21 protein-coding genes and 1 riboswitch are annotated in these 22006 nt (G+C 38.1%); of the genes, 14 read left to right on the plus strand and 7 right to left on the minus strand.

Translation table 11 applies throughout. From position 1 onward, the window contains the following. Positions 1–63: 63 nt before the first annotated feature. Positions 64–480, minus strand: coding sequence for a hypothetical protein (locus MKX96_RS06070; RefSeq protein WP_298468876.1), 417 nt, complete (start codon positions 478–480; stop codon positions 64–66). A 181-nt stretch (positions 481–661) separates the two neighbouring features. Here MKX96_RS06070 and MKX96_RS06075 point away from each other — a divergent pair, with 181 nt between their 5' ends. Further along, positions 662–1792: a collagenase gene (locus MKX96_RS06075; protein ID WP_298468874.1), complete on the plus strand. Its 1131-nt coding sequence runs from the start codon at positions 662–664 to the stop codon at positions 1790–1792. A gap of 149 nt (positions 1793–1941) precedes the next feature. Here MKX96_RS06075 and MKX96_RS06080 read toward each other — a convergent pair whose 3' ends face one another. Next, positions 1942–4959: an efflux RND transporter permease subunit gene (locus MKX96_RS06080; RefSeq protein ID WP_340882794.1), complete on the minus strand. Its 3018-nt coding sequence runs from the start codon at positions 4957–4959 to the stop codon at positions 1942–1944. Between the two features lie 269 nt (positions 4960–5228). Next, positions 5229–5657: a GNAT family N-acetyltransferase gene (locus MKX96_RS06085; protein WP_340882797.1), complete on the minus strand. Its 429-nt coding sequence runs from the start codon at positions 5655–5657 to the stop codon at positions 5229–5231. Positions 5658–5807: 150 nt separating this feature from the next. On the opposite strand from MKX96_RS06085, the gene MKX96_RS06090 reads away from it, so the two are divergent. The 4 genes from MKX96_RS06090 (at position 5808) to MKX96_RS06105 (ending at position 8796) form a co-directional block, all read left to right on the plus strand. Continuing rightward, the gene (locus tag MKX96_RS06090; RefSeq protein ID WP_340882798.1) at positions 5808–6272 is read left to right on the plus strand and encodes an SAM-dependent methyltransferase; all 465 of its coding nucleotides are present in this window, start codon (positions 5808–5810) and stop codon (positions 6270–6272) included. A gap of 69 nt (positions 6273–6341) precedes the next feature. Next, positions 6342–6692: a VOC family protein gene (locus tag MKX96_RS06095; protein ID WP_340882800.1), complete on the plus strand. Its 351-nt coding sequence runs from the start codon at positions 6342–6344 to the stop codon at positions 6690–6692. A 56-nt stretch (positions 6693–6748) separates the two neighbouring features. Then, entirely contained in the window at positions 6749–7237 is a 489-nt protein-coding gene (locus MKX96_RS06100; protein WP_340882802.1) for an MgtC/SapB family protein, read from the plus strand. 221 nt (positions 7238–7458) lie between these two features. Further along, positions 7459–8796, plus strand: a complete 1338-nt coding sequence (locus MKX96_RS06105; protein WP_340882804.1) for a hypothetical protein — start codon at positions 7459–7461, stop codon at positions 8794–8796. A 212-nt stretch (positions 8797–9008) separates the two neighbouring features. On the opposite strand, the gene MKX96_RS06110 is transcribed toward MKX96_RS06105, so the two are convergent. Next, entirely contained in the window at positions 9009–10235 is a 1227-nt protein-coding gene (locus MKX96_RS06110; RefSeq protein WP_340882805.1) for an NAD(P)/FAD-dependent oxidoreductase, read from the minus strand. A gap of 130 nt (positions 10236–10365) precedes the next feature. Here MKX96_RS06110 and MKX96_RS06115 point away from each other — a divergent pair, with 130 nt between their 5' ends. Continuing rightward, the gene (locus MKX96_RS06115) at positions 10366–11265 is read left to right on the plus strand and encodes a 5'-3' exonuclease (RefSeq protein WP_340882806.1); all 900 of its coding nucleotides are present in this window, start codon (positions 10366–10368) and stop codon (positions 11263–11265) included. Here the strand turns inward: MKX96_RS06115 and MKX96_RS06120 are convergent. Continuing rightward, the gene (locus MKX96_RS06120) at positions 11213–11752 is read right to left on the minus strand and encodes a C39 family peptidase (protein WP_340882808.1); all 540 of its coding nucleotides are present in this window, start codon (positions 11750–11752) and stop codon (positions 11213–11215) included. The genes MKX96_RS06115 and MKX96_RS06120 overlap by 53 nt on opposite strands. A 273-nt stretch (positions 11753–12025) precedes the next feature. On the opposite strand from MKX96_RS06120, the gene MKX96_RS06125 reads away from it, so the two are divergent. Beyond that, entirely contained in the window at positions 12026–13282 is a 1257-nt protein-coding gene (locus tag MKX96_RS06125; protein ID WP_340882810.1) for a GNAT family N-acetyltransferase, read from the plus strand. Positions 13283–13379: 97 nt separating this feature from the next. Here MKX96_RS06125 and MKX96_RS06130 read toward each other — a convergent pair whose 3' ends face one another. Further along, positions 13380–13844 (minus strand): STAS domain-containing protein, encoded by a 465-nt coding sequence (locus tag MKX96_RS06130; RefSeq protein WP_169359615.1) that lies wholly within the window; start codon positions 13842–13844, stop codon positions 13380–13382. A gap of 173 nt (positions 13845–14017) precedes the next feature. Next, entirely contained in the window at positions 14018–14338 is a 321-nt protein-coding gene (locus MKX96_RS06135) for a thioredoxin family protein (protein WP_169359616.1), read from the minus strand. Positions 14339–14581: 243 nt separating this feature from the next. Between MKX96_RS06135 and MKX96_RS06140 the strand changes: the two genes are divergently transcribed. The 7 genes from MKX96_RS06140 (at position 14582) to MKX96_RS06170 (ending at position 21842) form a co-directional block, all read left to right on the plus strand. Continuing rightward, positions 14582–16921, plus strand: coding sequence for a 3-hydroxyacyl-CoA dehydrogenase/enoyl-CoA hydratase family protein (locus MKX96_RS06140; protein WP_445678213.1), 2340 nt, complete (start codon positions 14582–14584; stop codon positions 16919–16921). 28 nt (positions 16922–16949) lie between these two features. Further along, positions 16950–18125 (plus strand): acetyl-CoA C-acetyltransferase, encoded by a 1176-nt coding sequence (locus MKX96_RS06145; RefSeq protein WP_169359618.1) that lies wholly within the window; start codon positions 16950–16952, stop codon positions 18123–18125. An 85-nt stretch (positions 18126–18210) separates the two neighbouring features. After that, positions 18211–19992, plus strand: a complete 1782-nt coding sequence (locus MKX96_RS06150; RefSeq protein WP_340882814.1) for an acyl-CoA dehydrogenase family protein — start codon at positions 18211–18213, stop codon at positions 19990–19992. A 277-nt stretch (positions 19993–20269) separates the two neighbouring features. Beyond that, positions 20270–20632, plus strand: a complete 363-nt coding sequence (locus MKX96_RS06155; RefSeq protein WP_169359620.1) for an arsenate reductase family protein — start codon at positions 20270–20272, stop codon at positions 20630–20632. Positions 20633–20705: 73 nt separating this feature from the next. Then, positions 20706–21086: a glycine cleavage system protein GcvH gene (gene gcvH / locus MKX96_RS06160; protein ID WP_169359621.1), complete on the plus strand. Its 381-nt coding sequence runs from the start codon at positions 20706–20708 to the stop codon at positions 21084–21086. 74 nt (positions 21087–21160) lie between these two features. Beyond that, the gene (locus MKX96_RS06165) at positions 21161–21511 is read left to right on the plus strand and encodes a toprim domain-containing protein (RefSeq protein WP_169359622.1); all 351 of its coding nucleotides are present in this window, start codon (positions 21161–21163) and stop codon (positions 21509–21511) included. 10 nt (positions 21512–21521) lie between these two features. Then, positions 21522–21842 (plus strand): thioredoxin family protein, encoded by a 321-nt coding sequence (locus MKX96_RS06170; protein WP_169359623.1) that lies wholly within the window; start codon positions 21522–21524, stop codon positions 21840–21842. Positions 21843–21881: 39 nt separating this feature from the next. Beyond that, positions 21882–21986: riboswitch (SAM riboswitch) on the plus strand. Positions 21987–22006: the final 20 nt, after the last annotated feature.

Here is a 22006-nt window from a genome sequence, read left to right on the forward strand (position 1 = left end):
TTCTAGAAAAATGGATTAATTGAAATGTGTATAGTCACAGTAAGAGATACTTTTCTCGTAGCTTCACTCCCTAGAAAGGATTTCAATCAGTTCTGTTGACTTACTTTTGTCTAGTTGAGAATACTTATGTTCTCCGTAAATAATAATTTCCACTGTAGAGTTTGGGCTAATCCACAGGCTATAAACTAATCCTTTAGCTTTTGGAGCTGGAAAGGAAAATCGGTAATCGGGAGGGCGTACCATTTCTACTTTTGCATTTTCCCAATCCATCATATCTATAATCTCTTTAACTTTCTTAACATCCTCGTCATTCGTGATATCTTTGAAAACCTCGTATTTATTTTCATCCCCAACACGCTTTTGAACTTCTATTTTTTGAACTTCTATATTTTGAACTTCGTCTTTTGTAGCATTCGAACAACCCGTTATACATAATAAAATGATTCCTATGAAAGTAATAAAATATATAGTAATTCTCAATATTAATTTCCCCCTTTAGTAAGATTATATGTTTACTTACGTTAATTAAATAAATTAGAAGTTCACCCTAATCTATTTTTAAATAAAAAAGGATAAGAATTTAATGTTATAATTTCCAAAAGATAAGCGAATTGTTGATACAAGGAAACTAGATAAATAATGACATGAGTGGAGGTACAATATGAGAAAAAGAGGTTCAACTATAATTACTTTGTTTTTGTTAGTAGCTATAAGTGTCAGCATTTATTTTTACTTCAATCAACAAAAAGCTTTTGAATACTTTTTCAAATTTAATGAGAGTTATGTAAAAACACAAGTTGGGGACGTAACAATTTATAAATCCCCGCAAGTTTTGTATGATTCGCAAGCAGTTTTAGAACAGTTAGCATCGACAAGACAATTAGCACAAGATTTATTTAAAATGGAATTTACATCGCACGATTCACTTCCTATTTTTGTTACTTTACCTGGATATAAAGGTCATGAACGAATGGATACAAATACAGGAGTGTATTTAAGTGAAATGGGAAATATTTTAATCAATGGAGAAAACGAGCAGTTTGCATCATATACAACACTTCATGAATATAGCCATTTTTTATTTGATTTATATTTAAGAGAGCACGAAATATCTATTCAAGAATTACCCGCTTGGTTCACAGAAGGAATAGCGGAATACTTTGCCTTTCAGGTAGAGCAAGCTTTCCCAGTTTTATATTCCTACTATTTCGATACTTTTCCATTTGAAAGATTACAGGAAAACCATAATGAAAATGTAAATACTATATATCTTCAAGGCTTTTATGCCATTTATGACTTAATTGAAACCTATGGGGAAGATGTAATTACTAAAGTCATTTTGGCATATAAAGATTCTGGTGATTTTGCCACAGCTTTTGAGGCAGTAACTGATGAAGAATATGTGGCGTATCATGAAAGCTTTCGCCTAAATAAAAATAAAATCAATATGCTAGCGGATAAAAATTTAGACCCAGAAAAAGTAATAACAATAGGAGAGCAACTGCTAGCAGATCAATCGAGCATAAATCCATACTCTCCCTTCGTTTTGCCATATCTAGTTACTGCGGCCTTAGAAGTAAATGATGTAAGTTTAGCTAGTACATATTTTAAATCACTTGAACAGCTGTTGTTTAATCCAAATGATTACTTATATTATGCTGTACAATTTGCAGAAGCAGGAGAAAGATCATTTGCTGATGAACTTATCGAAAAAGGTCGTTATTTTGCAGAAGCTTATCATTATGATGTAGAGATATATGAGGTAGAGGCTAAAAAAATAATAACATACTAAAACTGACATTATTGAATCATTAAAGAAATTCATTTGTTGTATTTGGATAGCATTAACAATAGATGGCTTATCGCTCGAACTTGTCGTCTCTGACAAGGGAGTGATAAGCCATTAGTTTTACTATAGAAATGTTTTAATCAAGTCATTCCTCAATCCACAGTATTAGCCAGTCTTTGCTTTTTAGATTTTCTAAAGTAGAGAAGCTCATAAATACATGGAATTACAATTAAGGTTAGTAGGGTAGCCATTGCCAATCCTCCGATTACAACAATTGCAAGACTTTGTGATACAAGGATACCTGACTCGGCTTGCTTTAGTAACAGTGGGAGCATGGCACAGATGGTCGCGATGGCTGTCATAAAAATTGGTCGCATTCTAGTGGTGGCAGCTTCAACCAATGATTCCCGTATCGTCATTTTCTGTTCATTTTGCTTCACTCTGTCTAGCAAGACAATGGCATTCGTTACAACAACTCCAATTAGCATAAGTGCACCAAGTAGAGCAGTTATATCAATGGAAATACCACTTATTACGATTCCAAGCACAGCTCCAATTGCTGCTAATGGTAGCGAGAAGAGAATTGCAATTGGTGTGCGAATGGATTTGAAGGTTATCACCATGATTAAAAATACTAATCCAATGGAGACGAGCATCACTAAAAAGAGATCCTCAAATTCATCTGCCTGCTGACTACTAGAGCCACCTACAAATACTTCTATATCCTTTGATATTTCTATTCCTTTTTTACCCTCACCATTTCCGAATATCGCCACGTTTATTTCACTAGCAATTTCAGAAAGTCTAGCTGGATCGACATCTGCAGTAATTCTTAGATAGGTTTTCCCATCCTTGTGCAGTAGGGTAGTGGCAAGCTTTTCAGACTGTAGGGTTGCCACAGAAGCTACCGGAACAGCTCCCTCGCTAGTCATGATCTGGATAGATTCTAAATCATTTGGTTTTTCTATATCTAACAGTGGCTCGAGCATAACTGCTTTTTCCTTGCCATCTATATTAATGGTTCCGATCGGTGTTTTATTTAACATTACACCTAATTGTTGAGCAATTTGCTCTGTATTACCTTTGGAAGGGTCAACAATAAGTGAGTAGACCGTTTTCTTTTCATCTTGATTTGTAGTGACTTTATTTACGCCAGTAATAGGTTGAATTTTTTCTTGAATAGTCGGCGCAAGCTTTTCTAAGCTTTCGATATTCTCTCCGACTAAATCAATATTAATATTAGTACTGGAGCCACCCATCATAAATGAGGCTTCTGTCATTTCAAATGCGGCATCTGAAAACATTTCTCTTTTTCCTTCAATTGACTCCATTACTATTGGGATATCATTCTTATCATGTAATAAAATACTGAAGTAAGCTTCCGTTGAAGAGCCCACCGCTCCATATTGTGCTGCCTCCGAAGGAGTACCTACTTGCGCAAAAACATGTTCTACCTCATCCATTTCGAGAATATAAGATTCCATATCCATCATGTTTGACTGCACTTCCTCGGCAGCTGTGCTCGTTGGATAGGTTAACGTGACGGTTATATAATCGGAAGAGGAACTATTGACTGCTCCTTTTGGTATAAAAAAGTATGTGCCAATGGAACCGAAAAATAATGCTGCGGAAATCAAAAAGATGACCCACTTATTATTTAACGACCAGGTGACAAGCTTTGGAAAACGAGTAGCCGCCTTACGCTCAGGTAACTTCGTGTTCTTCAATAAGCTAGCACTCATGATAGGGACAACCGTTAAAGCAACTAATAGAGAGGCTAACAGCGAATAGGTAACAGTTAGAGCAAAGGGTAGTAAAAAATCCTGTAAGGAACCATTTAATAAGCTCATGGGAAGAAAAACAGCTACAGTCGTTAATGTCGATGCTGTAATGGCGACTCCAACCTGTTTTGTGGCATCAATCACCATTTGAACACTAAACTTTTCGGACTGCATCTTCCGAAAAATATTCTCTATGACTACTATGCTGTCATCCACTAATCTCCCAACTGCAACCGCGACACCACCAAGCGTCAAGATGTTCAATGTCACACCAGATAGCGATAGTAAAAATAAAGTCAGGCATAGCGATAGAGGAATCGAAATAATCGTAATAAAGGTAGACCGAATGTTACGAAGGAATATCATGATTACAATAGTTGCAAACAATGCTCCGAGTAAAACTTCCTTCATCATCGTGTGGACAGAATTTTGAACCAAGTCCGAGGAAGATACATAAATGACGGATTCTTGCTGCGTATACTTTTCGTTTAATTCCTTTGTTACTCTTTCCACTTCCTTACTGATCGTCACTGCATTGGATGTGCTATCCTTTGTAATACTAATATCCAGTGTATCCTTGCCATTAAAGTGACTCATAAAAGCTGAATCGGTTGCTTCCTGAATATTAGCAATGTCCTCCAGTGTTACTTCAGGTACAATGGTCATTTGCTTTAACTTATCTAAGCTAGTTACATCGCCGATGACCTTAATATTACTGACTTGACCGTTTACCGTCTTCTCTCCAACAGACACCGCAACATTTTGTCCTTGAAGTATAGTTAATACTGATTCAATGGGAATTTGATTCTCCTGCATTTTTTCCATATCCAATTGAACTGAAATGGTTGTATCATGTGCCCCGTATAAATCTACGTTGGAAATCCCTTTGATTTGTTGATAGCGTGAGATGAGCGTGTTCCTTGCAAACTCCACATTTTCAGAGGAAAGTCCATCCTCAAACGTAACAGCGATATTCACAATAGGGATCATAGACGTATGCAGCTGGGAAACTACTGGCTTCGCTATACCGGAAGGGAAGGAAATGTGTGCTAAAGCTTCTTGTACCTCCTGTTTTGCGAGCTTCATATCATATCCAGATTCATAGACGATGTCTACATGTGAATATCCATCCCCTGTTCTGGAATAGATGGAAGACTTCCCATTTAGACCGTTTATTGCGCTTTCAATCGGACTTGTTACTTCAGTTTCCATTGTTTTTGCATCTGTTCCCGAACCCATCGTTATAATGGTGACCTGTGGATTATCCGCTGAAGGTAAGAACTCCATTGGCAAACGAAAGTAACTAATCACACCAATTACTAAAACTAATACAGTCAATACAGCTATTGCTGCTTTGTTGCTAAATGCCCACCTGGTTAACAATGACACACTTGACTCCTCCTTTTAAATGAAAACAATGTGTATGAGTGCTCTTGATGTAATTTCTTTCTAATTGTATAAAAATGGCAAGAATGTCACATTGTTCGTGAGGATGAATTGTTACTAAGACCAGGGGCTGAAAAGGATGTGATACTTAAGGTGAGTGAGCCGAAAAGTGAGCAGAAAGATTCTTGGCCTCTAGTATGGTAAGTCGGTGAGATGCAAAAAGCTCCAAGCATGGGTCGCTTGGAGCTTAGGTGAATTAGTTGAACAGTACGTCATAATTTAACTTCCATTATACAATTAACCTCTTGGAATCCAACCTTCTTATAAATCTCTTTGGCAAAGTTAGAGGCAAAAACATTTAATCGGACCGCTTCATAGCCTTGTTCTTTAAAATAGGAGCTTCCTTCATTAATGAGGATTTTAGAAAGTCCCTTTCCTCTATGGAGCGGCAGAACATAAATTTCATATATAAACCCAAACTTGTTGTCAGTAAAATAGTCTGTATTTTCACCTAGCATGATCCAGCCTTGAATGGCTTCCTCTTCTTTAATCACTAAGTAGAAGCCACCTTTATCTATAACCCCTTGAAACATGGCTATTGCCTTCTCTTCACTAATCTCCAGTTGCGTTGCATCATATGTAGAGCTTACTGCATGAGAAAGAATAAATGAGATATCCTCTTTCGTTGCTTTTGTAATCATATAAATCCCCCCTCTATCCTATTTTATTTCCACAAGATTTGGTCATAATCCTTTAATGCACTCATTTAAAATAACTATCACCTCGCATAACAAATTAGTAATGTATCACTAATGTATAGTTTGCTATGCTTGTTTAAAGGGGGCGTATTTATGCATACATTTCACGTTAGCTCTATTGGAACAGTACATAACACTAGAAAAACTCCAGAGGATGATTATTGGGGGGAGGTAGTTTCTGAAATCAGGTTAAACAATGATTGGGACGAGAGCAGTCTAGATGGTATTGATGCTTTTAGTCATGTGGAAATCATTTTCTTGTTTCACCTTGTTTCTGACGATCAAGTACAATATACTGCTAGGCATCCAAGAAACAATACGACTTATCCGAAGGTAGGTATATTCGCGCAGCGAGGTAAGAATCGACCAAATAAAATAGGACTTACTACGGTTGAATTGATTGAACGGGACGGGTCATCGATCTTTGTCAAAGGGTTAGATGCGATAGATGGGACTCCAGTGCTAGACATTAAACCCGTGATGAGCGAATTTCTACCGAAGGGGAAAGTGAAGCAGCCACAATGGTCAACGGATTTAATGATGAATTATTGGGAGTAAGCTTTAAAAAGGACTTAAGCGTCCGATAGCGAATAAAAGAAAGAGTACAGTTTATTTAGGAGGGAGCATATGAATTTAATCGAACGAATAGATACGGTCTGCTTAAAGGTGCGGGATATTAATACCGCAAGCAGTTGGTATCAGGAGATGCTAGGACTGGAGGAACAGTATAGGGAGGAACACTATGCCATTTTGAAAGTTGGAGAAAGTGGTGTACCCTTGACGCTTGAAAAGGGAGAGCCAAATGGTGGAGGAATTAGTACATATCCAATCTTTTTCTCTTCTTCTATAGATGAAGCGCATAAAACATTATCCAGTCGAGGAGTAACGGTCACAGATATACAGCAGGATGGCCTAAACACCTATTTTGAGCTGTTCGACGTAGATGGGAACAAATCTCAAATTTGTTACTGGAAATAAGGATGCTCTAAAAGACTTATAGTAAAAAGAACAACTTTTAAAGGGTGGAATGCACATTGGACTTTGTCACATCATTATTTAACTCACATTATGATCTATATATAAGATTAGCAGTAGCCACATTCATAGGTCTGTTAATAGGACTAGAGAGGGCTATTAAGCACAAGCCTGCAGGGATTCGTACGCATATTTTAGTATGTCTCGGCTCTACACTGGCGATGAGCTTATCTACCTTAAACCAAGGGCCTTATATGGATCCCATGCGATTAGCAGCTCAAGTTATTAGCGGTATCGGCTTTCTAGGAGCAGGAGTTATTTGGGTGGATAAGGATAACGTGAAACGAGGTCTAACAACAGCAGCAAATCTTTGGATTACCGCATGCGTAGGTTTAACAATCGGTTATGGCGCATATGATTTAGCAATACTCACAGTTTTCCTCATGTTTATCGCCATGAACCTTCCAAGGGTATTAGAGAAGATGAGACTTCTACCTCCAAGAGGGAAAGAGAAGGAAGAGCATGAGGTTGATAGTGATGGGGAATAAAAGGTGGAACAAAGCCACGCTACCAGTTTAGCTACTGGAGTGATGGCTTTTTCTTTGTAAAATCTATATTGCTTAATTCGCAGCAAATAGGAATGAAACAGCCAGCCTAATAATATTATTTTAAAGAGGATTCTTTGGACAGAATCGTTTGCGGATAAACTAATTTTTAGTACAAGACTTCTTTGCTAGAACGACTATATGATAAAAGAAAGGAGTATTATTTGGAGCTATTCCTTATCAAGTCATTTAAACATCTTAGTTTGTATGAAAAAGAATGGTCAACTATTTTAGCAGCAAATCAAAATTCTAATCCATTTCTAGAATTTCATTTTATATACAATTGGTGGAGATATTTTTCAGATGATAAGAAAATTGAGATTTATAGTGTTAGAGAAAACCAGAAAGTCATTGCTTTTTTTCCCTTTATAGTGAGTAAAAAGAACAATGTTAAGATTGTGCAAACATTAGCTATTCAATCCTGTCCTTATACAGACTTCGTAGTAAAGAAGAGAGATTTAGATCGAGTGCTTATGTTTGTGATGGACGGAATTATTTTAGATAAGCAGCAGGCTGTATTCTTGATTAATTCGTTAAGTTATGACAACCATACTCATCTAAAATTAAGGAATTACATGAATGCTAGAAGCTACAAATGTATAGAAAAGAAAAACAATCCAGTAGAAATTTTACATGTTATAACTCCAATGATGGAAGTAAAGCTAAGGGCACTAGGTGATCTACAGGAAGAGGTTGTGACATTTGACCAATTGCAGTCATTATTAGAGGGAAACATGGACAAATTTAATCACTCCAGTAACGATAGATTGGATTTTATGAAAAAGTTTGAAGGTGATCGGCCTCATGTCAGCGCAAAGGTAATACATCTTAATAATGAATTAATAGCATTTTCTTATGGTTTTCAGTGGCTGGATAAATACATGGAGTATGGAAACGGAAAACTAAAGGATCTTTTTCATGCTGAGAAGCTGCTTGGCGAGGTTATGCCCATACATGCTCCAGGCACTGTGTCTATCCTATTTTCAACTAAAAATTTTAGGGGTAAGCTTGGTCTTATCCTGGAAAAACGTCATATAGCAAAATATGAAAGAAAACAATTGAATCCTACTAAGAAGAAGGCATTTAAGAAAAAGCATTCTATTCTTATTGCTGAGCTCAACGATATCCACATCAAAGCCCCCAATTGTAACTTTAAAAGTATTTCTAACACAGAGATATGGTCAGGTAACCGCCAAAGATTCCTTCTCAATTACCTTCGAGGTTTCGAGGGCTATCATTCTGGAAATCCCCAAAACACTTTTTGGATCAATTCAACATCGCTTTATATTGATGAACTAAATCATAAAGAAAAGCTATCTGAAGGAACTCTTTTTATAGAAGGGTGGGAGTCTGAGGAGCTAGAAAAGATACTATGCTTTACACAAACAAACTACAGAGTACGGAATATATTAGTACGTGTTAATAAAGACAACAAAAATCAAATCAAAAAATTAATGCTTTTTGGATTTCAAATTAGAGATAAGTTTTTGATTCCTAGCTAGGAGAAGATTTTTCCTTTGCGTGCAACGTCTAATTACTAGGCTTGACCCACAAAGAGAAGGAGTCGACTTTTGATTAGAGGGCAGAGTGGAGACTTTCAATGAGAATAGTACGAGCTGAAGATCCAGGAGAGCACATATCGTTACTTTAATAGAAAAAACTTTAGACAAAACATCACAATTCATGGTGTTTATCTAAAGTCTGGAGCGACTAATTATTGATTAGTCGCTTCTTTGCTTTTACTTAGCCTATTCAATTGTACAATCTCAGCATCTTCATTCTTATGACCGGTTATTAAATCTCTCAATATATGAGATCCGAGCATACTATAAACGGTTCCGTTTCCACCATAACCTAATAGGTAATAATGATTTTCTTTCGTTGGATCTTCTCCAATGAATGGAAGATTATCAGTAGATTCTCCAAAAGTCGCAGCGTATGCATAATCAATGCTTATATCGTATTGTGGGAATAGTTCTCTCGCTTGGAAAAGAAGATTTTCTACTCTCTTCATCATCAGCTCTTCCGATTGTGGTGCCTCAGGTTGGTCTTTGTCCATACCACCTATAATTAATCTACCTTCTTTGCATGTACGAGCGTATAAGTAAGGTCGCTTTGTCTCCCATATTAAAGCTTTTTCATGCCAGCCACTTAAATTACTAATAGGATTGCTGACGCACACATAAGAATGATTGATATCAGCTCCCCTACGTTTTCCAACAGGGACATCCTCATATCCAGTCGTATATACAACTTTTTTAGCATAGAACGGTTTTCCAGCAGTACGAACTTCCATGTCCTCGTCCCTATCTATCACATTTATAACTTCTGTATATGGATAGAGATGAACGCCTAGTTCTTCCGCTTTTCGAAGAACCCCTTGTACAAACTTTAACGGGTTAACCTCTGCATCACCTAAAGTTAGTAGGGCGCCATCCTTGGAAAAGGAAAATTTTTTGGCTATCTCGTTCCTTCCTAAATAATCACAAGGAAAGTTATATTTTTGAAGTGTTATGTATTCCGCCTTTAGTTTCTCCACATCATTTTCTTCACTAGCAAAGCACAGGCTAGGGCGTCGTATAAAATCTGAATCCTCATCGAGACTTTTAGCCACAAGCTCTAAATCATCCATTGCTTCATAACAGAGCTGATAAAAGCGAACAGCATCCTTTTCGCCGATTTGGTCAATTAGTTCATGAAGCATAATGTCATTTGAATACTGAAGTAATCCTGTATTTGCGCTAGTGCTGCCGGTACCCATCATACGTTTGTCTAATACTGCAACCTTCAATCCGGCCTTCGCAAGCGATAGCGCAGTTAAGGAGCCAGACATTCCTCCACCGACAATAACGACATCGTATATATCTAAAGGTTCAATGAATGTTGGTGTAAATGGTTTCGTTGTAGTTGGCCAATAAAGAGACCCGTTATGTAGATTCATATGTACCTCCAAAGAGTTTTTTAGAATTATATACCCTTAATTTTTATTTTCAATCCATGTTATAATAATATGTGATAAAAGTATTAAACTGCTTGTTTAGGTGCTTTTAATAAACTAAAGGATGATGTATATGACACAGGAAAAACCTCGTGTATTAGTTATAGATGGTATGGCATTATTATTCCGTTCTTTCTTTGCAACTGCTATGTCAGGAAACTATTTTAAAAATGAAAAGGGGATTCCAACGAATGCAGTACAAGGCTTTGCACGTCATGTATTGGCAGCACAGGAGCTAATGAACCCTACTCATATGGCGGTTTGCTGGGATAAAGGAATGAAGACGTTTAGAAATGATTTATATGATGGGTATAAGGCGAATCGGCCAAAACCGGCAGAGGAGATGATTCCTCAATTTGATATGGCCCAGGAGCTGTCGGAGCATTTAGGATGGCAAAACTTTGGGATAGTTGGAATGGAAGCAGACGATACGATTGCATCTATTACACATAAATGGAAAGACGAGGCACATTTCACGATTGTCAGTGGCGATAAGGATTTACTTCAGCTTTTAGATCCTTCTACTGAAATTGCATTCACGAAAAAGGGCTTTACGATATATGACTACTATAATCATGAAAGATTCACAGATGAATACGGTATCTCTCCACTGCAGTTCCCGGATGTGAAGGCTTTTATGGGAGATTCCAGTGATGGCTATGCAGGTGTAAAGGGTATTGGACCGAAAACTGCTCTTCAGCTTATACAAGCCTATGGTTCAGTTGAAAAGGTAATAGACTCTCTGCATCTCTTAACAAAGGGGCAGCGAACAAAAATCGAAGCTGATTTAGAAATGCTTCACTTATCGAAGCAGCTTGCCACCATCAGTAGAGATGTACCAATTGAAGCGGAGCTCGATCACTTAGTCATACCGAATATTGATACGAACAAATTCGATTTTTTATATGAGCATGGCTACACTATTTTAGCTCGTCAGCTGCAAGGGAAACAGAAGCCGGTGGGACAACTTTAATAAATGTGAGGATAGGAGCATTTTCCGTATATTTTATCTTGCGTATAGAACTTTCTCGTCCTCTTCCACCATTATCATGAACGATTAAATAGAGTTCATCGTTATTTTTTTCATACCCAATTAATGGTACCCAGTGATAGGAAAAAGAGAATTTCTGATTCCATTTAAAAGAAAAATATTTATCAAACTTTAATGCCACTGGTCTACCTTGTTGCAGCTCACCTAAGGACTCCTCTATGGAGCATTTTTGGATTGTCCAACCAGGACCAAGAAGCTTTTTTAATCGCCTAATAAATCGATATGTAAATAGACCGATTCTTGTTCCTTTTAAATGTTTATATAAATCGTTAGGAATGTAGGAGTGGTTCGGTAAAAGATAGTTTAGGAGCACGTATACTGTGACCGGTCCACATGCAGAAGATTGTAGCTTTGGATTAATGGAAACATCGTACTGGGAAAAGCCTTTAACCGGCAACTGGATTTTCAAGTGAATTCTCCTTTCTGGTTACTATATACAGTACGTTTATATTACCCTAAAAGTTTTTACTAAAAGCATTAAATTAAGTTAATTTCCTAAATAACGTTTTCCATTTTAAACACGAACAATTATTTGATTGGATGCGGCATGAGAGACAAGGCGTAGAAATTAAACTTGTGTATCAGTCGCTAGCAGAACGGTTTCCAGTAGCTAAAATCAATTATTGTTCGTGTTTTTTATATAAATAGCAATTCTAATTTAATTACTAAGGGGATGGATGGTTTGATTAGAGTATTAGGGGAAAAGGATTTTGAGGCAGCAGCTGACCTAGCGTCTATGGCATATCCAGGAATGGGCATTCAGTCAGAGGAAAAGAAGAAGGAATATGAGGAAAGACTGAAACGAGAGCAAAGGGAAGAAAACGGCATTCTTTTTTATGGAAGCTTTAACGCAAAAGAAGAATTAGTAGGAATCTACCGACGAAGTGATTTTGAATGTAATATTAATGGTGAGTTTCAACGTCTATTTGGGATAGGCATGGTAGCAGTACATATTTTACATAAGAAGGAAAAGGTAGCTTTTGAGCTGTTGAACCATTTTCATCAAGAGGCAAGAAAGGAAAATGTTGCCCTTGTTGCTCTATATCCTTTTAGCTCTAGTTTTTACCGCAAAATGGGCTATGGCTACGGACCATTAAAGTACGAGTTTAGGATAAAACCAGGTGCTTTAAATAGTAATGGACAGAAGGACTTGGTAGAGCTGTTATCTCCTACAGATGTAGAAGAAATTACAGTCTTATATAACAACTTTGCCCAAATGCATCATGGTATGATCAAACGGACATGGAGTGAGCGTCAGCATATTAAAAATGCAGCATCTCGTTATGTAGGGGTCCGAGAAGACGGCAAGCTGATTGGTGCCTTGGCTTTTAGCCTTCAGCCAGTGAAGGATAGTCACTTCCTGCATCAAAATATGATGATTCATGAGTGGGTATGGAGTAATCAGAAGGGCTTTAAGCAGCTAGAGGCATGGGTTCATTCCCAGCAGGACCAGGTCGACCGAATCATATATGGAACAAACAACCCGGCATTTGTTTATAGCTTAAACAATCCACCAAATGACTCTAATCATTTAATTCCCAGTGTCTATCATGAGGTGGCTACCACTGGATCGGGTTTAATGTACCGGATTTCAGATATACCACTCTTTTTTAAGCAGATGCATTTTCAAACACTTCGCAAGCCAGCCGGCCAACCAGAAATTATTGTGAAGGTCGAGGACACCTTTATCGAGGAGCAGTCAGGCTTTTATAAGCTTTCATTTTTGGGTGGAGAATGGGATATTGAAAAAGTTGGAGAGAATATCGGTCAGGTGAACATCGAAATAGGAATTCAAGATTTAAGTGCATGGTGGATGGGCTGTGTATCGATTAAGGATTTGGATAGCTATGGTGAAGTAGTAGTGAAGGGTTGTAGCCCAGAGGATTTAGATGACTGGTTTAAGCCACGAAAAGCACCAATTTGTATGACAAATTTTTAAGTTAACATGATAAAAAAGACAAAGGGAGATGCGAGAACAATTTCTCGTTTCCTTTGTCGCTAGAAAAAAGGTTTAGGAGAAATCCCTAATCCTTTTTTTATTTAGAAGCGATTGTTTTATTGGATTCTTGCAGTAGGCGGTTCAATGCTTCTCGGAAATTTTTATATGTTTCGATATTAACATGTAGATCTGCATGGACAATTTCTCGAATAAATTTTGGGTTAAAGCCAACATAGATTGGACGGATCCCCATTAAACGAAGAGAGCTATTCAGTCGGGATATAGAAATGGCCAATTCATTGTAATCGAATTCCTCAATATGCTCCACAGTTACACCGGTAAAATCGAAAATAGCGTGTTCTACTTCTTTATGCTCGCCAATATATTGTAGCGTTTCCGTCTCAATATTTTCAAAGCGTTCCTTATACATATAGCCGGCAATCGGCATCAAAATTGTTTTAGGCACAATAGATGGAATGATTGGGGTGGACATTGCTTTTATAATTCGTTCATAGTAAGCGACTTTTTCTTTTAATTCCAGAATTTCGTTTTCTTGCGACAAATATAACACCTCTGTTTTTCTTATTATGGTAAGAAAGTAGAAGAGGACTGTCGTTAAGAGCAGTCCTATTTCCTTTCATACTTTCTAAGGTTACCTTGGCTTATGTGTTCTAAAGAAAGTATAGACTATTCAGTTTGAATATTATGCCTATATGTAGCTGTTCTAAATAGTATCTATTTAGTTTGCGCTTGTAAAAATTCTTCTACCTGGTCCGGTGTTTTCGCATTTGCACTATGCAGGTGAGCTTTTTTCTCGCCGTTTTGGTATATAAGTAGGCTAGGAATCCCCATTACTTCATACTTTTCAGCGATTTCAGGTAGTTCGTCACGATTTACTTCATACCATGCGTAATTATTATACTTTTCCATGATAGGATCGATAAACATTTCCATGCGACGACAATCAGGACACCAGCCTGCTTCAAATTTTACTAGTACCTCTTGATCACCAGAAATGATTTCATTAAATTGTTCAGTTGTAGTAATTTTTTTCATTATAAGATACCTCCAATGATAATACATACAGTTTACACTGTTTCCCAAATAGGAGAAAGAAAAATGTATTAAATTATTCATTTTATTATTGCGAAAATTTAAACATTGCACTAGAATAATAGATATAGAGATTGCTTCTATTTTTTTTGTAATTAAAATGAATGAGCGTTCATTCAAGATGAAGGGGAGGCTTTGCACGTGACATATCAAATTAAAAAAGCAGCTGTACTTGGTTCAGGGGTAATGGGATCTGGGATTGCAGCTCACTTAGCAAACATCGGTATACCAACACTTTTGCTGGATATCGTACCAAAAGAAGTTAGTAAAGAGGATGAAGCAAAAGGACTTACATTGGAGCATCCTTCCGTACGTAATCGTTTTGCGGAAACTGCCGTACAGAAATTATTAAAGCAAAAACCAGCACCATTAACATCGAAAAAGAACCTGCAATTAATCACGGCAGGGAACTTAGAGGATGATCTTGAAAAGCTAAAAGATGTGGACTGGATTATTGAAGTAGTAGTAGAAAACTTAGATATTAAGAAAAATTTATATGACAAAATAGATGCAGTTCGTAAGCCAGGAACAATTATAAGCTCTAACACATCAGGGATCAGTATCAATGCAATGGTAGAAGGTAGATCAGAAGACTTTGGCAAGCATTTCCTAGGCACTCATTTCTTCAATCCACCTCGTTATTTGAAGCTATTGGAAGTGATTCCTGCTAATACGACTGCTCCTGAAGTAGTAGAATTTATGCAAACCTTTGGTGAGGATGTCCTTGGAAAAGGTGTTGTTCTTGCAAAGGATACGCCTAACTTCATAGCCAACCGAATTGGAACATACGGTTTACTTGTAACCCTTCGTGAGATGCAAGCAAGAGGCTACTCGGTTGGAGAGGTAGATTCTGTTACTGGTCCACTTATTGGTCGTCCAAAGTCTGCTACGTTCCGTACACTTGATGTAGTAGGTCTTGATACATTTGCTCACGTAGCAAAGAACGTGTATGACCAAACAACAGGGGAAGAGCAAAAGGTTTTTGAAGTACCCGCTTTCATGCAAAAAATGCTTGAAAACAAGTGGCTTGGTGCTAAAACAGGGCAAGGCTTCTTCTTAAAAGAAGGCAAAGAAATTAAAGAATTAGATCCGGAAACTTTAGAATATGGACCAATGAAAAAGCTGAAAACTCCTTCCATGGAAATGGCAAAGCAACAAAAAGGCTTAGCTGCTAAAGTGAAAACGTTAACATATGCAAAGGATCGCACGGGAGAGCTTTTATGGAGTATTTTAAGCCCGACACTTATTTATTCTGCACAGCTTCACGGTGAAATTGCAGATGATATCGTTGCGATTGACAATGCCATGAAATGGGGCTTCGGCTGGCAGCAAGGACCGTTTGAAATTTGGGATGCAATCGGAGTAAAAACTTCTGTTGAAAAAATGCAGTCAGAGGGCTATGAAATACCTGCTTTCGTTCAGTCCTTATTAGATAAAGGATTCGATTCCTTCTATAAAGAAGATAACGGTGAATTGTTCTTCTTTGACGGATCGGATTACCAGGCGGTACCAGTAAATGAAAAAATGATTAACCTAAAAAGCTACAAGAAAAAGCACGGTGTCATCAAATCGAATTCAGGTGCTAGCCTGATCGATTTAGGAGACGGGATTGCATTGCTTGAATTCCACTCTAAGTCCAATTCTATTGGGTTAGATATTCTTCAAATGATTAACTTTGCTGTCGATGAAGTAGAGAAAAACTTTAAGGCTCTTGTTATTAGTAACCAAGGTAAAAACTTCAGCGTTGGAGCAAACCTTGGCATGATTCTAATGGAAGCGCAAGATGACAATATTTTTGAACTTGATTTCGTTGTTCGTCAATTCCAAAATGCGACAATGAAAATTAAATATTCTTCGAAGCCAGTAGTAGTTGCTCCTTTTGGAATGACATTAGGCGGAGGAGCAGAGGTTACTCTACCAGCAGCTCATATCCAGGCATCTTCTGAAACATATATGGGACTTGTGGAAGCGGGCGTTGGTCTAATCCCTGGTGGTGGGGGTAATAAAGAGCTTTACATGAAACACCTAAAAGGAATTCCAAACGGAGTGCAAATAGATTACTTAAATGTAGCTAGCAAGGTTTTTGAAACAATCGCTATGGCTAAGGTATCCACTTCGGGTGAAGAGGCACGTGAGAACAATTTCTTAAGCATGGCTGACGGCATTAGCGTTAACCCAGATCACTTAATCTATGATGCGAAGCAAGCCGCACTAGCCCTAGCAGAAGCAGGCTATAAGGCGCCGATTCGTGAAAAGGTACCTGTTGTAGGATCCCCGGGATATGCCGCACTTTTATTAGGAGCTGAAGGTATGTTCTTATCAGGATATATTAGTGAGCATGATTTGAAAATTGCTAAAAAGCTTGCGTATGTCATCGCTGGTGGAGAGGTTCCATACGGTACGTTAGTAGATGAGCAATATTTATTGAACTTAGAGCGTGAAGCTTTCTTAAGTTTAGTTGCAGACCCTAAATCCCAGGCAAGAATGCAGCACATGTTAGTGAAAGGTAAACCATTACGCAACTAGACTGCGTTAGGTAAAAGGAGGAGAACTCATGCGTGAAGCAGTTATCGTAGCAGGTGCAAGAACACCAGTTGGTAAAGCGAAAAAAGGATCTCTAGCCAATGTACGCCCAGATGATTTCGGAGCATTGGTAGTAAAAGAGACATTAAAAAGAGCGGGCGGATACGATGGCCCTATAGATGATTTAATCTTAGGATGTGCAATGCCTGAAGCAGAGCAAGGAATGAACGTAGCTCGTAATATCGGTGCACTTGCTGGACTTCCAGATACAACACCAGCAATCACAATCAATCGTTTCTGTTCCTCTGGCTTACAATCCATCGCATATGCGGCTGAACGTATTATGCTAGGTCACTCCGAGGCAATTATTGCTGGAGGAGTAGAGTCTATGAGTATGGTTCCAATGATGGGGAATGTCATTCGACCAAATGCTCATTTAGCAGAAACAGCGCCTCAATATTATATGGGAATGGGGCATACAGCAGAGCAGGTGGCGAATAAGTATAATGTGAGCCGTGAAGACCAGGATGCATTTGCTGTTCGTTCACATCAGCTTGCTGCAGCGGCAATTGCAGCTGGTAAGTTTAACGATGATATCGTTCCGGTTGAAGTGATCAAGCATTTCGTAGATGAAAACAACAAAGCGCAATCGAAAAAATTTATGTTCGAAATGGATGAGGGTGTACGTCCAGGTACAACAGTAGAAACACTTGCAAAATTACGTCCAGCATTCAACGTGCGTGGTTCTGTAACTGCAGGTAATGCATCTCAAACATCGGACGGTGCAGGCGCAGTATTAGTGATGGACCGTGAAGTTGCAGAGGCACAGGGCTTAAAGCCGATAGCAAAATTCCGTTCATTCGCAGTTGGTGGAGTGGCTCCGGACGTAATGGGGATCGGACCAATTGTTGCGGTACCTAAAGCATTGAAAATTGCAGGTCTATCTATTGAAGATATCGACCTATGGGAGATCAATGAAGCATTCGCTTCTCAATCCATCCAAGTCGTTCGTCATTTAGGTATCGATCTAGATAAAGTAAATGTAAATGGTGGAGCTATCGCACTAGGGCATCCACTTGGAGCAACGGGTTCTATCTTAACTCTAAAAATGATGAGCGAACTTAGAAGACAAGGGAAGCAATTTGGTGTTGTGACGATGTGTATTGGTGGAGGCATGGGAGCAGCTGGAGTATTTGAACTTCTTTAATTTTAAGAGGGAAATGCGCTTTGAATGAAGGGCGCATTTCACAATCAATTAAACAAACGTTTACACACAATAGGAGGAGAAGGAAATGACACAAGTTCAAGATGCAATTAAAGGTGGAAGCTTTTTAGTAGAAGATATTGAGGCAAGCCGCGTATTTACACCAGAGGATTTCAATGATGAGCAAAAAATGATTGCTAAAACAGCAGAAGACTATGTTAAAAACGAAGTATTACCTGTTGTGGAAAACCTAGAAAATCATGAGTTTGATCACTCTGTACGTTTATTGAAATCTGCTGGTGACTTAGGTCTTTTAGCAGCTGATATTCCAGAGGCATATGATGGCCTAGGATTAGACAAAATCTCTTCTGCATTAATCGCTGAAAAGCTATCAGTAGCAGGTGGATTTTCTATCACTCACGGAGCACACGTAGGAATCGGTACACTTCCAATCGTTCTTTTCGGTAATGAAGAACAAAAGAAAAAATACCTTCCAAACTCAGCGTCAGGAGAAAAAATCTCTGCATACGCTTTAACAGAGCCAGGCTCAGGTTCAGATGCTCTAGGAGCAAAAACAACTGCTAAATTAAATGAAGCAGGAACTCACTATGTCCTTAATGGTGAAAAGCAATGGATTACTAACGCAGGCTTTGCAGACGTATTCGTTGTTTATGCAAAAGTGGACGGAGACAAATTCACTGCATTTATCGTGGAAAGAACATTCCCAGGAGTATCTGTAGGTGCAGAAGAGAAGAAAATGGGTATCAAATCTTCTTCTACACGTACGTTGATCCTAGAAGACGCACAGGTTCCAGTTGAAAACCTATTAGGTGAAATTGGCCGTGGTCATATCATTGCATTCAACATCCTGAACATCGGTCGTTACAAATTAGGTGTAGGTACGATAGGTGGTTCTAAACGTGCATTAGAGCTAGCAATTTCTTACTCTAATCAACGCCAACAATTTAAAACGCCTATTTCTTCATTCAATTTAACGAAGCAAAAGCTAGCAACTATGGCTTCTAAGCTATATGCAACAGAGAGCTTAATTTACCGTACAGTTGGTTACTTCGAGGATCGCATGAGCCAAATGAGCGAAGAAGATCAAAAAGACGGAACAAAAATTGCAGCTGCAATTGCTGAGTATGCGATTGAATGCTCTATTAACAAAGTAGTAGGGTCTGAGGTTCTTGACTATATTGCGGACGAAGCAGTTCAATTACATGGTGGATACGGCTTCATGCAAGAGTATGAAGTAGAGCGCATTTACCGCGACTCACGTATTAACCGTATTTTCGAAGGTACAAATGAAATCAACCGCTTAATCGTTCCAGGTACTTTCTTGAAAAAAGCAATGAAGGGTGAATTACCACTTCTTCAAAAAGCACAAGGTCTGCAGGAAGAGCTATTAATGATGATGCCAGAGGAAGTTGGCGATGAAGCATTAGCTCAAGAAAAAGTGCTAGTTGCAAACGCTAAGAAAATCGGTATTTTAGCTGCTGGTATGGCTGCTCAACGCTTCGGTACAAAATTAGAAGCAGAGCAAGAAGTACTTGTACACATCGCAAACATTGCGAACAACATCTTTGCAATGGAATCAGCAGTACTACGTACAGAAAAAGCAATCGCACGCAGTGGAGAAGAAAAAGCAGCACAAAAGCTTCTTTACACTCAAATCTTCTGCCAAGAAGCCTTCAATGAAATCGAAGCAGCAGCAAAAGAAACACTAATTGCTTCAGTTGATGGCGATAACTTACGCATGATGATTTCTGCACTTCGCAAGCTAACTCGCTACACACCATATAACGTGATCGAGAAAAAACGCGAAGCTTCCGTTAAGCTAATCGAAGCTGAAAAATTTGTAGTTTAATAATAGCATTGGCCATCTGGAACTCCAGATGGCTTTTTTGTCTAATGGGGATGAATTTATAACCGTTCGCGCATGATTTATCACCGCTCAGCGAGATTTATAACCGGTTAGGCATGATTTATGACCGTTCGGAGAGATTTATAACCGCTCATGGGAATTTATCACCGCTAAGCAAAAACAAGGATATTTTTAAAATTAAGAAGAGAGCATTTCACTGTTCTCTCTTGCATGAGTAACAAAATATTATTATGATAAAAAGAAAAAAGGTGAGATATAAATGACAATCCAATTTTATGGATATCCAAAATGTAGTACATGCAACAAAGCAAGCAAATGGCTGAAAGATAACGATATCCCATTTGAGAACCATCATATCGTTGACGCACCGCCTTCAAAGGAACTATTAAAGGAAATGGTGGCACAAGGCGATTATGAACTGAAAAAATTCTTTAATACTAGCGGCGTAAAATATCGTGAATTACAATTGAAGGACAAGCTTCCTACAATGTCGGAGGATGAGCAGTTAGAGCTGCTTGCTTCGGATGGAAAATTAATTAAACGACCTCTTGTATATAATGGACATAAGCTAACGCTTGGTTTTAAAGAGGAGCAGTTTGAAGACATATGGAAAACCTCTTAAAGCACCTTGTATTTACTATGAAAATATGTGAATATTAAATAGAATGGATTAATTATTTGAGAGGGGTTTATTTATGAGCGTACCTAAAGATTTTAAGTACTCAGCTGAACATGAATGGGTAAAAAATGAGGACGGAAATGTCCGTATTGGAATTACTCATTTTGCACAATCTGAACTTGGAGATATCGTATTCGTTGAACTTCCACAAGTTGGCGATGAGATCAAGGCAGGAGACGCTTTTGGTAGCGTTGAATCCGTAAAAACTGTTTCAGAATTATATGCACCTATCAGTGGTAAAGTAGTAGAAGTAAATACTGAGCTAGAAGATAGCCCCGAATTTGTTAATGAATCACCTTATGAAAATGCATGGATGATCGTGGTTGAGCCTTCAGACGTATCAGAAGTGGACAGCTTATTATCTCCTGAAAAGTACGAAGAATTAATAGCAGAGTAATAATGAAAACGCCGGTTAATAATCGGCGTTTTTTTCATATAATAAAGGAAAGGATAAGTTGGGAGAGAAGCTAAATGGCACATGTATTTAGTGATAAAATAATTATCGTTGAGGGTAGGTCTGATAAGCTGCAATTATTAAGCCTTCTCGATGAATCTCCAGAAATTATATGTACTAATGGAACGATATCCGATGTAAAATTGGAGGAGCTATTAAGCCCTTATGATGGCTTGCCGATTTATGCTTTTCTAGATGCAGACAAATCCGGGGAACAAATTCGATCGGTCGTTAGGAAGGAGTATCCAGAGGCAATTCATTTGTATACGAACCCGACGTATGGCGAAGTAGCAAACACACCGGCGAAGGTTTTGGCATCTATATTAAAACGTGTTAATATTAAGGTGAAAAAAGAATTTTTACCTTAGGATGATGTGTATGAATGAATGGACTAGAGAACAATGGGATAGCGCTAAAAACAATTCAACACTTACCTTGTTTTATATCTATACGCCTATGTGTGGAACGTGTCAGGTAGCAAGTAAAATGATGAATGTTATTAAAGAAATGGTTACCTATCCAATTGGTCAGGCAAATATTAATTTTCTAGGTGATTTGGCGATAGAACAGGAAATTGAAAGTGTACCTTGTCTTCTTATTACAAAACATGGGAAAGTGGAAAAGAAAATCTATGCTTTTCAATCAGTTCCTTACTTATTGGAAACAATAAAGGCTATTGACGAAGATGGAAACCTATGATAATATTCGTTATGTTGAAAACACAATTTAATAGTGTCGCTCTTATTAAGAGAGGTGGAGGGAAGTGCCCTTTGAAGCCCGGCAACCGTCATGAAAGTGAAATGGTGCCAAGTCACGCAAAGCTATAGCTTTGGGAAATGAGAGAATGGATGAACGTTATTTTA

The sequence above is a fragment of the Psychrobacillus sp. FSL W7-1493 genome (assembly GCF_038004905.1).
In the GTDB taxonomy this organism is placed as follows: Bacteria; Bacillota; Bacilli; order Bacillales_A; family Planococcaceae; genus Psychrobacillus.

Bases quoted from the DNA above. Each gene is read 5' to 3' on its own strand.
- MKX96_RS06115 (WP_340882806.1), top strand. From the start codon at position 10,366: ATGACACAGGAAAAACCTCGTGTATTAGTTATAGATGGTATGGCATTA.
- MKX96_RS06170 (WP_169359623.1), top strand. From the start codon at position 21,522: ATGAATGAATGGACTAGAGAACAATGGGATAGCGCTAAAAACAATTCA.
- MKX96_RS06135 (WP_169359616.1), bottom strand. From the start codon at position 14,338: ATGAAAAAAATTACTACAACTGAACAATTTAATGAAATCATTTCTGGT.
- MKX96_RS06140 (WP_445678213.1), top strand. From the start codon at position 14,582: ATGGGATCTGGGATTGCAGCTCACTTAGCAAACATCGGTATACCAACA.
- MKX96_RS06150 (WP_340882814.1), top strand. From the start codon at position 18,211: ATGACACAAGTTCAAGATGCAATTAAAGGTGGAAGCTTTTTAGTAGAA.
- MKX96_RS06110 (WP_340882805.1), bottom strand. From the start codon at position 10,235: ATGAATCTACATAACGGGTCTCTTTATTGGCCAACTACAACGAAACCA.
- MKX96_RS06145 (WP_169359618.1), top strand. From the start codon at position 16,950: ATGCGTGAAGCAGTTATCGTAGCAGGTGCAAGAACACCAGTTGGTAAA.
- MKX96_RS06090 (WP_340882798.1), top strand. From the start codon at position 5,808: ATGCATACATTTCACGTTAGCTCTATTGGAACAGTACATAACACTAGA.
- MKX96_RS06085 (WP_340882797.1), bottom strand. From the start codon at position 5,657: ATGATTACAAAAGCAACGAAAGAGGATATCTCATTTATTCTTTCTCAT.
- MKX96_RS06095 (WP_340882800.1), top strand. From the start codon at position 6,342: ATGAATTTAATCGAACGAATAGATACGGTCTGCTTAAAGGTGCGGGAT.
- MKX96_RS06075 (WP_298468874.1), top strand. From the start codon at position 662: ATGAGAAAAAGAGGTTCAACTATAATTACTTTGTTTTTGTTAGTAGCT.
- MKX96_RS06155 (WP_169359620.1), top strand. From the start codon at position 20,270: ATGACAATCCAATTTTATGGATATCCAAAATGTAGTACATGCAACAAA.
- MKX96_RS06165 (WP_169359622.1), top strand. From the start codon at position 21,161: ATGGCACATGTATTTAGTGATAAAATAATTATCGTTGAGGGTAGGTCT.
- gcvH (WP_169359621.1), top strand. From the start codon at position 20,706: ATGAGCGTACCTAAAGATTTTAAGTACTCAGCTGAACATGAATGGGTA.